Origin of the sequence: Bordetella pertussis 18323, from assembly GCF_000306945.1 — a bacterium.
Classification (GTDB): Bacteria; Pseudomonadota; Gammaproteobacteria; order Burkholderiales; family Burkholderiaceae_B; genus Bordetella; species Bordetella pertussis.
In genome coordinates this window covers 2,659,376-2,674,064 of the sequence record NC_018518.1, presented here as the reverse complement: position 1 = coordinate 2,674,064, position 14,689 = coordinate 2,659,376, and the positions used below count along the sequence as shown (strand labels likewise).

12 protein-coding genes and 1 pseudogene are annotated in these 14,689 nt (G+C 67.6%); 8 read left to right on the top strand and 5 right to left on the bottom strand.

The window, feature by feature from the left end:
- Positions 1-72 precede the first annotated feature (72 nt).
- Positions 73-741, bottom strand: a complete 669-nt coding sequence (locus BN118_RS12560) for a DUF502 domain-containing protein (protein ID WP_010931044.1) — start codon at positions 739-741, stop codon at positions 73-75.
- A gap of 116 nt (positions 742-857) precedes the next feature.
- On the bottom strand, positions 858-1,325 hold the full coding sequence (locus BN118_RS12555; RefSeq protein ID WP_003810957.1) for a winged helix-turn-helix transcriptional regulator: 468 nt from the start codon (positions 1,323-1,325) through the stop codon (positions 858-860).
- 135 nt (positions 1,326-1,460) lie between these two features.
- On the opposite strand from BN118_RS12555, the gene BN118_RS12550 reads away from it, so the two are divergent.
- From BN118_RS12550 to BN118_RS12540, 3 genes are all read left to right on the top strand, one after another.
- A complete protein-coding gene (locus BN118_RS12550) occupies positions 1,461-2,765 on the top strand; it encodes a D-amino acid dehydrogenase (RefSeq protein WP_003816553.1) in 1,305 nt (434 codons plus the stop codon).
- A 76-nt stretch (positions 2,766-2,841) separates the two neighbouring features.
- On the top strand, positions 2,842-3,966 hold the full coding sequence (locus BN118_RS12545) for a metallophosphoesterase family protein (RefSeq protein WP_014486086.1): 1,125 nt from the start codon (positions 2,842-2,844) through the stop codon (positions 3,964-3,966).
- Complete coding sequence (locus BN118_RS12540) at positions 3,963-6,599, top strand: AAA family ATPase (protein WP_014905906.1); 2,637 nt, start codon at positions 3,963-3,965, stop codon at positions 6,597-6,599. The genes BN118_RS12545 and BN118_RS12540 overlap by 4 nt, the downstream gene beginning before the upstream one ends.
- A 70-nt stretch (positions 6,600-6,669) precedes the next feature.
- On the opposite strand, the pseudogene BN118_RS12535 reads toward BN118_RS12540, so the two are convergent.
- A pseudogene (locus tag BN118_RS12535) lies at positions 6,670-6,915 on the bottom strand (tripartite tricarboxylate transporter substrate-binding protein); the annotation flags it as partial.
- Positions 6,916-7,014: 99 nt separating this feature from the next.
- On the opposite strand from BN118_RS12535, the gene BN118_RS12530 reads away from it, so the two are divergent.
- Positions 7,015-7,965, top strand: a complete 951-nt coding sequence (locus BN118_RS12530) for an IS481-like element IS481 family transposase (protein ID WP_005015810.1) — start codon at positions 7,015-7,017, stop codon at positions 7,963-7,965.
- On the opposite strand, the gene BN118_RS12525 is transcribed toward BN118_RS12530, so the two are convergent.
- Complete coding sequence (locus tag BN118_RS12525; RefSeq protein WP_014905905.1) at positions 7,962-8,579, bottom strand: DUF2239 family protein; 618 nt, start codon at positions 8,577-8,579, stop codon at positions 7,962-7,964. The two genes, BN118_RS12530 and BN118_RS12525, sit on opposite strands and share 4 nt — an antisense overlap.
- Before the next feature lie 222 nt (positions 8,580-8,801).
- Between BN118_RS12525 and guaB the strand changes: the two genes are divergently transcribed.
- The 4 genes from guaB to BN118_RS12505 all read left to right on the top strand — a co-directional run bounded on the left by guaB (position 8,802) and on the right by BN118_RS12505 (position 13,904).
- A complete protein-coding gene (gene guaB, locus BN118_RS12520) occupies positions 8,802-10,262 on the top strand; it encodes an IMP dehydrogenase (RefSeq protein ID WP_003812368.1) in 1,461 nt (486 codons plus the stop codon).
- A 96-nt stretch (positions 10,263-10,358) separates the two neighbouring features.
- A complete protein-coding gene (gene guaA, locus BN118_RS12515; RefSeq protein WP_010931040.1) occupies positions 10,359-11,951 on the top strand; it encodes a glutamine-hydrolyzing GMP synthase in 1,593 nt (530 codons plus the stop codon).
- Between the two features lie 353 nt (positions 11,952-12,304).
- Positions 12,305-12,562, top strand: a complete 258-nt coding sequence (locus BN118_RS12510) for a helix-turn-helix domain-containing protein (RefSeq protein WP_019247974.1) — start codon at positions 12,305-12,307, stop codon at positions 12,560-12,562.
- A gap of 1 nt (position 12,563) precedes the next feature.
- Positions 12,564-13,904, top strand: a complete 1,341-nt coding sequence (locus BN118_RS12505) for a type II toxin-antitoxin system HipA family toxin (protein WP_003816876.1) — start codon at positions 12,564-12,566, stop codon at positions 13,902-13,904.
- Positions 13,905-13,999: 95 nt separating this feature from the next.
- On the opposite strand, the gene BN118_RS12500 is transcribed toward BN118_RS12505, so the two are convergent.
- Positions 14,000-14,689, bottom strand: coding sequence for a TetR/AcrR family transcriptional regulator (locus BN118_RS12500; RefSeq protein WP_010931038.1), 690 nt, complete (start codon positions 14,687-14,689; stop codon positions 14,000-14,002).

The following is a 14,689-nucleotide window of genomic DNA, read 5'->3' as shown; positions in this document are numbered from 1 at the left end:
TGCCAATCGGCGCGAAATCCGCAAGAGGCGGCGCGCCGATCCGCGCCGCCGGCGCGCGGGCCCGGGCGCGGATCAGGCCTGCGGGCCGCCCGCCGCCGGCGGGGCGGGGGGCGCGGGCGGTGCCGGCGGCGTGGCCACCGTGCCGCTGGCCGCGCCGTTCTCGGCGCGCGCCATCCAGGCGATCAGGGACGAGCGCATGGCTTCCTCCACCGACATCTGGATCGGATGCACCCACTCGGTGGGCACGAACACGGTGTAGCCGCCGATCATGTAGCCCATGGGCAGGTAGACGGCCACGCGGTCGCCCTGCGTGAACCCGTCCGGCAGGCCTTCCAGCGTGCGGCGGGTGACCAGGCCCACCAGCTCCAGCGGATTGCCCGGCATGCGCAGGATCACGACCTGCTGCGAGCTGGTCTTGGCGCTGGGCGAAAAATAATCGGCGAAGCTCTTGAGCGACGAATAAATGCTCTTGACCACCGGCAGGTTGGTAAACGGCATTTCCAGCAGCAGCAGCCAGCGCTGCACGCGTTGTTTCGACACCAGGTAGCCGATGGCCAGGATGCCGAGGATGCCCAGCGCCAGGCCCATGCCCGGGATGTAGAAACTGCCGATGAACGGGCGCAGCAGGGTGAGCGCCAGCGCTTCGGTCCAGGCCAGGAAAATGAACAGCAGATACAGCGTCAGCGCGATGGGCAGGACGGTGATCAGGCCGCGGAAGAAATATCGGTACAAACGGCTCATGGATGAGGCTCCTGCGCCGCGCCGGCGGGCGCGGACGGCGGGCATGAAATGAAATACGGCTCAGAATGGTACAGAAAAAAGATGAAGCGTCCCCGGTTCATGGCGGGCGGCGGGATTCAGCGGTCCACAGGCAGGTAGAGGGTTTCCTTGATTTCTTCCATGACCACGTAGCTGTGCGATTCCGCCGAAGCGGGCAGGCGCTTGAGAATCTCGCCCAGCAAGCGGCGGTATTCATTCATTTCCGATAGCCGCGCCTTGACCAGATAATCGAAATCGCCCGAGACCAGATGGCATTCCATGACCTCGGGCACGTACAGAAGTTCCTGCTTGACCTTGTCGAACACATCGCCGGACTTGGCCGAAAGGCGGATTTCCAGGAATACCAGCAGCGTCTTGCCCAGCGCCGCCGGATTGATGCGCGCATGGTAGCCGGTAATCACGCCCTCGCGTTCCAGGCGCCGGACGCGCTCGGAACAGGGCGTGGCCGACAGGCTGATTTTCTCCGCCAGCTCGGTAATGGATATACGCCCTTCACGTTGCAGAATATCGAGGATTTTGCGATCGATGCGGTCCAGTTCGCGCATTTCACTTCCAAAGGTAAGAAAACCCGCGGCGGCCAGTGGAAAGGCCGGCATCCCGGAATGATTTTAGTGATTATCACTGCCTGGGGCCTCCTAGACTACAGGAATTCACGTATGTAAAAGAGTGTGGGAGATTCTATGCACGTCATCGTCCTGGGCAGCGGCGTCATCGGCACGACGACCGCCTATTATCTGGCGCGCCAGGGCGCGCAGGTCACGGTGCTGGAGCGCCGCGCCGGGCCGGCCGACGAAACCAGCTACGGCAATGCCGGCCAGGTGTCGCCGGGCTACTCCACGCCGTGGGCGGCGCCCGGCATCCCGCTCAAGGCGCTGAAGTGGATGTTCCAGAAGCATGCGCCGCTGGCCATCCGCGCCGACGGCAGTTTCTACCAGTGGCGCTGGCTGGCGGCGATGCTGGCCAATTGCTCGGCCGGCCGCTACAGCGTCAACAAGGAACGCATGCTGCGCCTGGCCGAATACAGCCGCGACTGCCTGCGCACCTTGCGCGCCGATACCGGCATCCAGTACGAGCAGCGCACCCAGGGCACGTTGCAGCTGTTCCGCACCGCCGCGCAGATGGAAGCCGCGCGGCGCGACATCGCCGTGCTCGAAGAGTGCGGCGTGCCGTACGAATTGCTCGACCGCAACCGCCTGCCCACCGCCGAGCCGGCGCTGGCGCGCGCGCTGGACAAGCTGGCCGGCGGCCTGCGCCTGCCCAACGACGAAACCGGCGATTGCCGGCGCTTCACCCTGCAGCTGGCCGAGAAGGCCAAGGCGCTGGGCGTGCAATTCCGCTTCAACCAGCAGGTCGAGGGGCTGGACGTGCGCGGCGGGCAGGTGGTTGGCGTGCGCGTGGGCGGCGAGCAACTGGCGGCCGACCGCTACGTCGCGGCGTTCGGTAGCTATACGCGTGGCTTTCTGCGCCCGCTGGGCCTGGATCTGCCGGTCTACCCCGTCAAGGGCTATTCGCTCACCATTCCCATGACTGACGAGTCCGCCGCGCCGGTTTCCACCATCCTGGATGAAACCTACAAGGTCGCGGTCACGCGCTTCGACCAGCGCATCCGCGTCGGCGGCATGGCCGAGCTGGCGGGCTTCGATCTGCGCCTGAAGGAGGCGCGCCGCAAGACCCTGGAGCTGGTGGTCAACGATTTGTTCCCCGGCAGCGGCGCGGTCGAGCAGGCCGAGTTCTGGACCGGCCTGCGGCCGATGACGCCGGACAGCACGCCCATCATCGGCGCCACCAAGTATGGCAACCTGTTCCTGAACACCGGCCACGGCACCCTGGGCTGGACCATGGCCTGCGGGTCGGGCCAGTTGGTGGCCGACCAGGTGTGCGGGCGCCAGCCGGCCATCCGCGCCGACGACCTCGCGCTGTCGCGCTACGGCGCGGGCGGGCAGGCTGGCGGCGGCGTGGCGCGCGCGCAGCACAACGCCGCCTGAGCCGTCGGCGCGCGCCGGCGCCTGTGCCACAATCCGGGCATGACGACAGGCGCGGCGCGCGCCCGACCGGAGCTTCGTGACCCGATTCATTCATACCGCGGATTGGCAGATCGGCCGCCAGTACGGCCAGTTCGACAGCGATGACGCGGCCGTGCTGGCCGAGGCGCGGCTGGAGGCCGTGGCCCGCATTGCCGCCCAGGCCAGCGAACTGGCCGTCGACGCCGTGCTGGTGGCCGGCGACGTCTTCGATACGCAAAGCGTTTCGGATCGCACGATCCGGCGCCTGTTCGGCGCCATGCAGGCCTACGAGGGCCCGTGGGTGCTGATCGCCGGCAACCACGATGCGGCGCTGGCCGACAGCGTCTGGTCGCGCGCGCGCCGGCTCGAGTGCATCGGAACCAACGTCCACGTTCCCCAGGACACGGCCGCGGTCGAGCTGCCGCTGGCGGGGCTGGCCGTGCTGGCCGCGCCGCTGACCCAGCGCCATACCTATGACGATGTGACTGCCGCGTTCGACACCATGGACAGCGCCGCGGGCCTGGTGCGCGTGGGGCTGGCGCACGGCAGCGTGGCCGACCGGCTGCCCGAGCAGGCCGATGCCGCCAACCCGATCGCGCCGGACCGCGCGCAGCGCGCCCGGCTGGACTATCTGGCGCTGGGCGACTGGCACGGCTGCCTGCGCATCGACGAACGCACCTGGTATGCCGGCACGCCCGAGCCCGACCGCTTTCGCGGCAATGCCCCGGGATATGCGCTGCTCGTGGAGGTGGCGGCGCCAGGCGCGCCGCCGCAGGTGCGCCAGCTGGAGGTCGGCAAATATCGCTGGTCGCACTGGGTCGAGCGGCTGGACCTGGCTTCCGATGCCGAGGATCTGGGCCACCGGTTGGCCGGCCTGCAGGCCGGCGACGTGCTGCGCCTGGAACTGCACGGCGCGCTGTCGCTGGCGCGGCGCTGGGACGCATTGCGCCGCGATGTCGAGCGCGCCGCGGCGCGCGTGCGCGCGCTGGTCGCCGACAGCGCCGGACTGGTGCTGGAGCCGGATGCGGCCGACCTGGCCGCGCTCTCGGTCGATGGCTACGTGGGCGCGGCCGCCGCGCGCCTGCAGGCCATGCAGGGCGACGGCGCGCAGGCCGCCGCAGCGCGCGTCGCGCTGCGGCTGCTGCTGCAATACCAGCGCGAGCTGGCGGAGGGCGCTTCGTGAAGCTGCGCCGCATCGCCCTGGAGGCGTTTCGCAAATTCCGCCAGCCAGTCGCGCTGGAAGACCTGGATGGCGGCCTGAACATCACCGTGGGTCCCAACGAGGCGGGCAAGAGCACCTTCGTCGCGGCCCTGCGCGCCGCGTTCCTGGAACGCTACGCCACCAACAAGCCGCTGGCCGACCTGGCGCCCTGGGACATGCCGGACGCGCGGTCCTCGGTGACGGTGGATTTCACGCACGACGGCCACGCGTATTCGCTGCGCAAGCAGTTCCTGCACCGCGCGCGCTGCGAGTTGCTGATCGACGGCGGCGCGCAACGCCATGAAGGCGAGGAAGCCGAGAACCTGCTGGCGCGGCTGCTGGGCTACGAGTTCGCGGGCCGCGGCCTGAGCCGGCCCGAGCACGCAGGAGTGCCGGGCCTGTTGTGGATCCAGCAGGGCGAAGGACAGACCCTGCTCGCGCCGGCCGGGCATGCCGGCATGCACGTGCGCGCGGCGCTGACCGAGGTGTCGGGCGAGCTGGCCGCCACCGACGGCGATCGCCTGTTCGAGCGCGTGGCGGCCGAGCGCGCCGCCTTGCTGGATGCGCGCGGCGGCAAGCCCAAGGGGGCCTACAAGGAAGCCGAGGAAGCCTGGGCGCGGGCCCGCGAGCAATGCGAGACGCTGGCCGCCGCCAAGCGCCAGGTCGACGACGACGTCGACCGGCTGGCGCGGCTGCGCGCCGAGTATGAGCGAGCCCAGCGCGAACAGCCCTGGCAGGCAATGGCCGAGCGGGCCGCGCAGGCGCGCCAGCGCCTGGAAGGCATCGCGCGCGAACGCCAGGCCCTGGAGCAATTGCAGCGCGAGCTGGCGCAGGCCGACGAGACCCTGGCGCTGCTTGCCGAGCAGGTCGGGCGCGACCAGCATGACGCCGAGGCGCTGGCCCAGTTGCGCAACGACGCGCAGGCCGCGCAGCAGGCCATGGAGCCGGCCCGGGCCGCGCTCGAGCGCGTGCAGGCCGGGCAGGGCGAGCTGGCTGCCCAGGTGGCGCACTGGCGCGAACGCCTGGCCTGCGCGCAGGCCGGCGCCGAGCGCGGCGATCTGGCGGAGCAACTGGCTCGCCTGCAGGCCGATGCGCAGCGCCAGCAACAGGCCTTGCAGCAGGCCGCCGAACTGGCGGCGGCGGTCGCCGGGCATCAGGCGCAACTGGCGGAGTCGGCCATCGATGCCGATACCGTCGCGCGCCTGCGCGAGCAGGAGCGCCTGCTCAACGAATTACGCGCGCAGCAGCGCGCAATGGCCACGCGCCTACACCACCGGCTGTTGCCGGGCAAGCAGGTCGAACTCGACGGCGTGGCGCTGGCCGGCGACGCGCAGGTGCTGATCACCAGCGCGGCGCGCGTGCGCATCGACGGGGTCGGCGAACTGGAAATCCTGCCCGGCGGACGCGACCTGCCGGCCCTGCTCGACGAACTGCGCGCGCGCGGCGCCGAACGCGATGCGCTGCTCGGCAAGCTGGGCGTGCCCGACCTGGCCGGCGCCGAGGCGCGCCTGGCGGCCAGCGAGCAGGCCCGGCGCGACCTGGACATGGCGCGCAAGGCCTTGCGCATCCACGCGCCCGACGGTGTGCCGGCCCTGCAGGCCGAGCAGGCCGCCACGGCCCGGCGCCGCGACCAACTGCAGGCGCGCCTGCAGGCCTTGCCGCCGGCGGCGGCGGGGGACATGCCGCCGCTGGCCGAAATCCAGCAGGCGCTGCGGGCGGCCGAACAGGCTGCCGAGCATGGCGCTCGGGCAACGGTGGCGGCGCGCACCGAACTGGACACCCAGGCCGCCCGCGCGCAATTGCTGCAAGCCCAATGGCAGGCGCGCGAGCAGGATTACGCGGGCGAGCAGCGCAGCGCGCAGCGCGCCCAACGGGGCTTGCGGCTGGTCGAGGCGCGCGCCTTGCGCGACAGCCTGGCCCGCCGCGCCAAGGAGGCCGGCGCGGCGCTGGCGGCGCACCAACCCGAACTGGTCGAACAGGACCTGCAGCGCTACGAGCGTTCGGCCGCGCTGGAGCGCGAGGCCCAGCATCGCCGCCATGGCGAGTTGCTGCAATTGCAGGGCCGCCTGGAACAGGCCGGCGCCCAGGGGCTGGGCGAGCAGTTGCTGCTGGCCGAGGCCGACCTGCAGCGGCTGGCCCGGCGGCGCGCCGAATACGTGGAACGCGCCGAGGCGCTGGACTTGCTGTGGCGCCTGCTCGACGAACACCGCACCGCCGCCACCCAGCGTCTGCTCGAACCCCTGGCCCGCCGCCTGCAGCACTACCTGGCGCTGCTGTTCCCGGGCGCGCAATGGCGCCTGGACGAGACGCTGATGCCGGTGGCGCTGCGGCGCGACGGCCTGGAAGATGGCCTGGACGCGCTCAGTTTCGGCACGCGCGAGCAACTGGGCGTGCTGGCGCGCCTGGCCTACGCGGATCTGCTGGCGCAAGCCGGCCGGCCCGCGCTGCTGGTGCTGGACGACGCGCTGGTCCATGCCGACGACGCGCGGCGCGATCTGATCAAGCGCGCCCTGTTCGACGCCGCCTCGCGGCACCAGGTGCTGCTGTTTACCTGCCACGCCGAAGCCTGGCGCGACATGGGCGTCCCATTGCGGGAACTGCCGTCGGGCGGGTGAGGCAAGCATCCAGCGGGTGCCTGCCCCCCGTATGACGGGGTGCCTGTCCCCGCGGGGACAGGCACACCAGTCAGTTCAGCTGGATTTTCTGTTCGGTGGCGATGCGTTTGCGCAGTTCCAGTTCGCGCTTGATGAGGTTGGCGTATTCGGTGGGGGTGCTGCCTTCCACGATGGAGCCGCCGTCTTCCAGGCGCTTGCGGATCTTCGGGTCCTGCAGGGCCTTGACGGCCGCGTCGTGGACGCGCTTGACGACTTCGGGCGGTACGCCGGCCGGCGCGACCAGGCCGTACCAGGCCATGTTGTCCATGGCGGGGTAGCTGTGAAGATTCAATAGGTTGTATGCATGGTTCATCCGAACCGGATTTGAGAAACTGGAAATCGCCGATCCCCCAGTTCACTCAAGGAGCCCGGCCGGATGAACACCCATAAGCATGCCCGATTGACCTTCCTACGTCGACTCGAAATGGTCCAGCAATTGATCGCCCATCAAGTTTGTGTGCCTGAAGCGGCCCGCGCCTATGGGGTCACCGCGCCGACTGTGCGCAAATGGCTGGGCCGCTTCCTGGCTCAGGGCCAGGCGGGCTTGGCCGATGCGTCCTCGCGCCCGACGGTCTCGCCCCGAGCGATTGCGCCGGCCAAGGCGCTGGCTATCGTGGAGCTGCGCCGCAAGCGGCTGACCCAAGCGCGCATCGCCCAGGCGCTGGGCGTGTCAGCCAGCACCGTCAGCCGCGTCCTGGCCCGCGCCGGTCTGTCGCACCTGGCCGACCTGGAGCCGGCCGAGCCGGTGGTGCGCTACGAGCATCAGGCCCCCGGCGATCTGCTGCACATCGACATCAAGAAGCTGGGACGTATCCAGCGCCCTGGCCACCGGGTCACGGGCAACCGACGCGATACCGTTGAGGGGGCCGGCTGGGACTTCGTCTTCGTGGCCATCGATGACCACGCCCGCGTGGCCTTCACCGACATCCACCCCGACGAGCGCTTCCCCAGCGCCGTCCAGTTCCTCAAGGACGCAGTGGCCTACTACCAGCGCCTGGGCGTGACCATCCAGCGCTTGCTCACCGACAATGGCTCGGCCTTTCGCAGCCGCGCCTTCGCCGCGCTGTGCCATGAGCTGGGCATCAAGCACCGCTTTACCCGACCTTACCGCCCACAGACCAATGGCAAGGCCGAACGCTTCATCCAGTCGGCCTTGCGTGAGTGGGCTTACGCTCACACCTACCAGAACTCCCAACACCGAGCCGATGCCATGAAATCCTGGCTACACCACTACAACTGGCATCGACCCCACCAAGGCATCGGGCGCGCTGTACCCATCTCCAGACTCAACCTGGACGAATACAACCTATTGACAGTTCACATCTAGGCCGGCAGGTCCGCCGCGCCGGCCAGGCGCAGGGCGTAGGCGCGCACATCGGCCGGCCAGCCGGCCATGTGCGCCGCCAGCCGCTCGGCGTCGCCGGCATACAGTGCGCGGACGGCTTCCTCGAAGCCGGGCAGGTTGCCCGCCGCCGCGCTCATGAAGGTATAGGCGGCGTCGCGTCCGCGGCGCAGCGCGTCGGCGCCGGCATGCTCGCGGCGCGCCTGCTCGACCAGCTTGCGCAACGCCACCGAGGCGCCGCCGGGCTGTCCGGCCAGCCAATCCCAGTGACGCGGCAGCAGCGTCACTTCGCGCGCCACCACGCCCAGCCTGGGGCGGCCCCGGCCGCGCGGCCGGGCAGGGCTGCCCTCGGGCTCGGCCTCGGGCTCGACGGGCGTCGGCAGCGGCAGCGGCAGCGGCAGGCGCGCGACGATTTCCGCGTCGGTGCCCCGGGTGTCCACATCGATGGCGCGTCCGGTGGCATCCTCGTAAATGAACACCGCGGCGCCGGCATCGCCATCGGCGGCGCGGCGCGCCGCCAGCGCCACCTCGGCCAGCGGGCCGGCCGCCAGCAGGGCATGGCCGGCGAAGGCGGTATAGATAGGCATGGGAGTCGTCATGATGGATATTTGGTCCGGGTAAAAATGTAATGATGCAAATATTGCCCGGGTAAATATCGAATGTCAATATGATCCGGGTAAAAACAGGCCACGACACCAGGGCAGAGGGCGGGCACTGTTGCCGCGGGCGTACACCCGGCAAAATTCCCCCTGGAACCTAGGGTTCCTACTAGTAACTTCTTACAGCCGGCGTATAATCTTGCTTTGCGCCCGGAGTCTCCCATGCGTCTCGTTCAAAAAGCACTCACCTTCGACGACGTGTTGCTGGTGCCTGCTTACTCCGAAGTGTTGCCGCGCGACACCTCGCTGACCACCCGCCTTACCCGCAACATCACCCTGAACATTCCGCTCGTGTCCGCCGCCATGGACACCGTGACCGAAGCGCGCCTGGCCATCGCCATGGCGCAGGAAGGCGGGATAGGGATCATCCACAAGAATCTGTCGGCCGATGACCAGGCCAAGGAAGTCGCGCGCGTCAAGCGCCACGAATTCGGCATCGTCATCGACCCGGTTACCGTCACCCCCGACATGAAGGTGCGCGACGCCATCGCGCTGCAGCGCCAGCATGGCATCTCGGGCCTGCCGGTGGTCGAAGGGCGCAAGCTGGTCGGCATCGTCACCAACCGCGACCTGCGCTTCGAAGACCGCCTCGACCAGCCCCTGCGCAACATCATGACGCCGCAGGACCGCCTGGTCACCATGAAGGAAGGCGCCACCCTCGACGAAGCCCAGGCGCTGATGCACAAGCACCGCCTCGAGCGCGTGCTCATCGTCAACGACGCCTTCGAGCTGCGCGGCCTGGCCACCGTCAAGGACATCGTCAAGAACACCGAACACCCCTACGCCTGCAAGGACAGCCAGGGCCAGCTGCGCGTGGGCGCGGCCGTGGGCGTGGGCGCCGGCACCGAAGAGCGGGTCGAGAAACTCGTGGCCGCCGGCGTCGACGTCATCATCGTCGACACCGCGCACGGCCACTCGGCCGGCGTGCTCGAGCGCGTGCGCTGGGTCAAGCAGAACTACCCCAAGGTCGAAGTCATCGGCGGCAATATCGCCACCGCCGCCGCCGCGCGCGCGCTGGTCGAAGCCGGCGCCGACGGCGTCAAGGTCGGCATCGGCCCGGGCTCCATCTGCACCACGCGCATCGTGGCCGGTGTGGGCGTGCCCCAGATCAGCGCCATCTCCGACGTGGCCAAGGCCCTCGAAGGCACCGGCGTGCCCCTCATCGCCGACGGAGGCATCCGCTACTCGGGCGACGTCGCCAAGGCGCTGGCCGCCGGCGCGTTCGCCTGCATGATGGGCGGCATGTTCGCCGGCACCGAGGAAGCCCCCGGCGAAGTCGTGCTGTTCCAGGGCCGCTCGTACAAGTCGTACCGCGGCATGGGCAGCCTGGGCGCGATGGCCGACGGTTCGGCCGACCGCTACTTCCAGGATCCCGCCAACAACGCCGACAAGCTGGTGCCCGAAGGCATCGAAGGCCGCGTGCCCTACAAGGGCAGCGTGCTGGCCATCATCTACCAGCTGGTGGGCGGCATCCGCGCCTCGATGGGCTACTGCGGCTGCGCCAGCATCGACGACATGCGCACCAAGACGCAGTTCGTCGAAATCACCTCCGCCGGCGTACGTGAATCGCATGTCCACGACGTGCAGATCACCAAGGAGGCGCCGAACTACCGCGCCGACTGACCCGGGGTCCAGTCATCATCACGCAATGCATCGCGCACCGGCAGAACCGGCCAGGTTCTGGCCGGTGCGCTTTTATTTCCAACCGGCAGAATCTCCATGCACCAGCGCATCCTCATTCTTGACTACGGTTCGCAAGTCACCCAGCTGATCGCCCGCCGCGTCCGCGAAGCCGGCGTCTACTCCGAAATCCACGCCGGCGACGTCGACGATGCCTTCGTGCGCGACCAGGTCGCGCAGGGCCTCAAGGGCATCATCCTCTCGGGCAGCCACGCGTCGGCCTACGAAGAAGGCTCGATGCGCGTGCCGGCGGCCGTGTTCGACGTGGGCGTGCCCGTGCTGGGCATCTGCTACGGCATGCAGTCCATGGCGCAACAGCTGGGCGGCACCGTCAGCTTCAGCGACCACCGCGAATTCGGCTACGCCGAAGTGCGCGCCCATGGCCACACCAAACTGCTCGACGGTCTGGCCGACTTCACCACCGACGAAGGCCACGGCATGCTCAAGGTGTGGATGAGCCATGGCGACAAGGTCACCGAACTGCCGCCCGGCTTCAAGCTGATGGCCTCCACCGCCTCGTGCCCCATCGCCGGCATGGCCGATGAAAGCCGCGGCTTCTACGCCGTGCAGTTCCACCCCGAAGTCACCCACACCGTCCAGGGCAAGGCCATGCTGGCGCGCTTCGTCAAGGACATCTGCGGCTGCGAGGGCGACTGGAACATGCCCGACTACATCTCGGAAGCGGTCGCCCGCATCCGCGAACAGGTCGGCAGCGACGAAGTCATCCTCGGCCTGTCCGGCGGCGTCGACTCCTCGGTGGCCGCCGCGCTCATCCACCGCGCCATCGGCGACCAGCTCACCTGCGTCTTCGTCGACCACGGCCTGCTGCGACTGGACGAAGGCAAACAGGTCATGCAGACCTTCACCGAGAACATGGGCGTCAAGATCGTCCACGTCGACGCCACCAGCCAGTTCATGGGCAAGCTGACCGGCGTCGCCGACCCCGAAGCCAAGCGCAAGATCATCGGCCGCGAATTCGTCGAAGTCTTTCAGGACGAAGCCGGCAAGCTGCAAGGCGCCAAATGGCTGGCGCAAGGCACCATCTACCCCGACGTCATCGAATCGGCCGGCGCCAAGACCGGCAAGGCCACCTCGATCAAATCGCACCACAACGTCGGTGGCCTGCCCGACACGCTCAACCTGCAACTGCTCGAGCCGCTGCGCGAACTGTTCAAGGACGAAGTGCGCGAACTGGGCGTGGCCCTGGGCCTGCCGCCGCAGATGGTCTATCGCCACCCGTTCCCCGGCCCCGGCCTGGGCGTGCGCATCCTGGGCGAAGTCAAGCACGAGTACGCCGAACTGCTGCGCCGCGCCGACGCCATCTTCATCGAGGAACTGCGCAACGCCAAGGACCCGGCCAGCGGCCTGACCTGGTACGAACTCACCTCGCAAGCCTTCGCCGTCTTCCTGCCCGTCAAATCGGTCGGCGTCATGGGCGACGGCCGCACCTACGAATACGTCGTCGCCCTGCGCGCCGTGCAGACCTTCGACTTCATGACCGCCGACTGGGCGCCCCTGCCGCACCCGCTGCTGGCGCGCGTCTCCTCGCGCATCATCAACGAAGTGCGCGGCATCAACCGGGTGGTGTACGACGTATCGAGCAAGCCGCCTGCGACGATTGAGTGGGAGTGAGTCGGGCATCCGATTCATTGATTCCACATTTAATGCCATCGATGATTGCGACCGCGTCATCGATGGCATTTTTTCTTGGCGTCGCAGATTGCCAAAGCCCAGGCTGGATGCAATAGCGCTGATCCAGCGCGTCGACGTGTATCGGTCTATAACGGCAAGCGCTGCTTGCCGGACTCATGGAGGGGGGGTTGGCGCCTTGGTTGAGGAGCGGGCGCAGGTTTCTCGCTTGCTACGTTCATGGCTGCAGCTTATGTGCCGGGCGTAAGTCGGTGGATTGATAGCTGAATTTCAGATATTTTACAAATAGTTGATTTACAGCTATTATGCTTTTAGCTGAATATCAGGTATTTCCAATGCCGCCGCCATCACAACCTCTGCTCACTACCGGCCAGCTTGGCGCGGTCTTGCAGGCTGCACGCAAAGCACAGGGACTGACTCAATCGGCCCTGGCCAGTCGTATCGGCCTGAGCCAATCGCGGGTCTCGCACCTGGAGTTGAATGCCCATCAACTGAGCGTGGAGCAGCTCCTGGCCTGGTGCGCGGCGCTAGGGTTGGAGTTGACGATTGCGACTCGCGGAAGTCCCGCAGGGTCTTCCGACGCGGATTGGTGACATGGGGCGCCGATCGCACAGCCGCAGCCTGTCCATCTGGACCAACGGCGTTCGCGTCGGGCGTTGGACGGTTCCCGCTCGCGGAGAGATGGAACTGCAGTACGACGTGGATTGGGTCCGTGCCGACGTCGGCCGGCCACTTTCGCTGTCGCTGCCATTCAACTTGCAGAATCTGCCCCTCAAGGGGGAGAGAGTCGCCAACTACTTCGACAATCTGCTACCGGACAGCGACGCTATCCGTCGTCGCGTGGCCGAGCGATTCAGGACGGGCTCGGTCGATCCCTTCGATCTGTTGAAAGCCATTGGACGCGATTGCGTTGGCGCCGTACAGATCCTGGAAGACGAAGAGATACCTGAGGGCTTTGATCGCATCGAGGGCGTGCCTCTGTCCGAGGAGGACATCGAGCGGCATTTGATCGAAACCGTTACGCCGCGCGCCTTCGCTGCGGGCCGGGACCCGGACGCGGATTTCAGAATTTCTCTGGCCGGCGCGCAAGAGAAGACAGCCTTCCTGTGGTGGGGCGGACAGTGGCTTGCGCCGCGTGGCGCGACATCGACGAGCCATATTTTCAAACTTCCATTGGGCTTGGTGGGTGGACGGCGGGCTGACTTCAGCACTTCTGTTGATAACGAATGGCTGTGTCTGAAGCTGCTGAAGGCGTATGGGTTGGATGTGGCTGAGGCCAGCATCGCAACCTTCGGACAGCAGCGAGTGCTGGTGGTCGAGCGATTCGACCGGCGTGTTGCGCCCAACGGGCAATGGCTGATGCGCCTGCCGCAGGAAGATTTCTGCCAGGTCGAGGGGTGCTCGCCGCTACGCAAGTATGAAAACGAGGGCGGCCCAGGACTCAAGGCCTTATTCGCCACGCTGCGGCAGTCAGTGAACGCAGCGGTCGATATGAGAACGTTGATGGCGGCGCAGATCCTGTTTTGGTTGCTGCGGGCACCCGATGGCCACGCCAAGAATTTCAGCATCCAGTTGTTGCCGCGCGGCCGTTTCCAGTTGACTAGACTGTACGACGTGATGTCGGCCTATCCGGTACTGGGCGATGGCGCGAATCAGTGGTCGCCGTTCGAAATCAAATTGGCGATGGCATTGATTGGCAAGAACCGGCATTACGAGATGCACGGCATCCAGCGCAGGCACTTCAACAGCACCGCACAAAAAGTTGGTTATGGCCCGACGGCGGAGCCGATCATTGAAGACCTGTTGGCCCGTACGCCCGCGATCATTGCCGCCGTGCAGGCCGATTTGCCGCAGGACTTCTCGCCGCGTGTTGCGGACTCCGTCCTGGGTGGGCTTGCGCAGGCCGCAAAGTCGCTCGGCGCAATGATGCCGTAATCGAGAGCGGTGCGGATACGCGTCATACCGAAGGACCAAGTCGTCGCAAAGCCGGAATCCTGGCGACGGCCTGCCACCGACAAGCCGGTCGACCCTCAGCCCGCACCGCCCGCAAGCATTTGCGCGACGGCGGCCTTTGCGCGCTTGAACTCCGCGGCGTCGTCCATCGACGCGGCGACGTTGGCGAATGCCTGGTAGGCGAGCAGGTCCATGGCCAGTCTGGCTTCGTTGGTGTCGGCGGCGAGCTGGCCCTGGGCTTTGGCTTGGCGAATCAGTTCGCGCAGGCGTGCGCGGGCGCCATCGCGGTATTGCCGGATGGCGTCCCGTAGCGGTCCGGGGCGGGCGCGGTATTCGCTGCTGGCCGCGGTAATGACGCAGCCGCCCGGCAGCTGACGGGTCTCCACGAAGTCGAACCAGCCGTTCATCAGCGCGCGCAGCCGCGCCAAGGGCGTGCGCTTGCGCATGGCCGGTTCGATGACCTGGGCCTGGTACAGGCCGATCGCATGGTCCAGGGCCGCCAGTTGCAGGCGTTCCTTGTCGCCGAACAGCACCTGGAGATTGCTTTTTCCCACTTCGGCCCGCTCGGCGACCTGGCCGAAGGTGATGCCATCCAGTCCCTCGACGGAGAGGAGTTTGACGGCTTCGTCCAGGACGCGTGCGCGCGCGCGTTCGCCGCGCAACCGGCGGCCGTCGACGGTGGGGGAGGGGGCGAGTTGAGTCATGGCAGGGTTCGGCGTGATTGCGCAGATGGGGTTTTTCATCATACTATAAATACGATCGTACAT

Bases quoted from the DNA above. Each gene is read 5' to 3' on its own strand.
- guaA (WP_010931040.1), top strand. From the start codon at position 10,359: ATGCACCAGCGCATCCTCATTCTTGACTACGGTTCGCAAGTCACCCAG.
- BN118_RS12500 (WP_010931038.1), bottom strand. From the start codon at position 14,689: ATGTACGATCGTATTTATAGTATGATGAAAAACCCCATCTGCGCAATC.
- guaB (WP_003812368.1), top strand. From the start codon at position 8,802: ATGCGTCTCGTTCAAAAAGCACTCACCTTCGACGACGTGTTGCTGGTG.
- BN118_RS12555 (WP_003810957.1), bottom strand. From the start codon at position 1,325: ATGCGCGAACTGGACCGCATCGATCGCAAAATCCTCGATATTCTGCAA.
- BN118_RS12510 (WP_019247974.1), top strand. From the start codon at position 12,305: ATGCCGCCGCCATCACAACCTCTGCTCACTACCGGCCAGCTTGGCGCG.
- BN118_RS12525 (WP_014905905.1), bottom strand. From the start codon at position 8,579: ATGACGACTCCCATGCCTATCTATACCGCCTTCGCCGGCCATGCCCTG.
- BN118_RS12560 (WP_010931044.1), bottom strand. From the start codon at position 741: ATGAGCCGTTTGTACCGATATTTCTTCCGCGGCCTGATCACCGTCCTG.
- BN118_RS12530 (WP_005015810.1), top strand. From the start codon at position 7,015: ATGAACACCCATAAGCATGCCCGATTGACCTTCCTACGTCGACTCGAA.
- BN118_RS12550 (WP_003816553.1), top strand. From the start codon at position 1,461: ATGCACGTCATCGTCCTGGGCAGCGGCGTCATCGGCACGACGACCGCC.
- BN118_RS12505 (WP_003816876.1), top strand. From the start codon at position 12,564: ATGGGGCGCCGATCGCACAGCCGCAGCCTGTCCATCTGGACCAACGGC.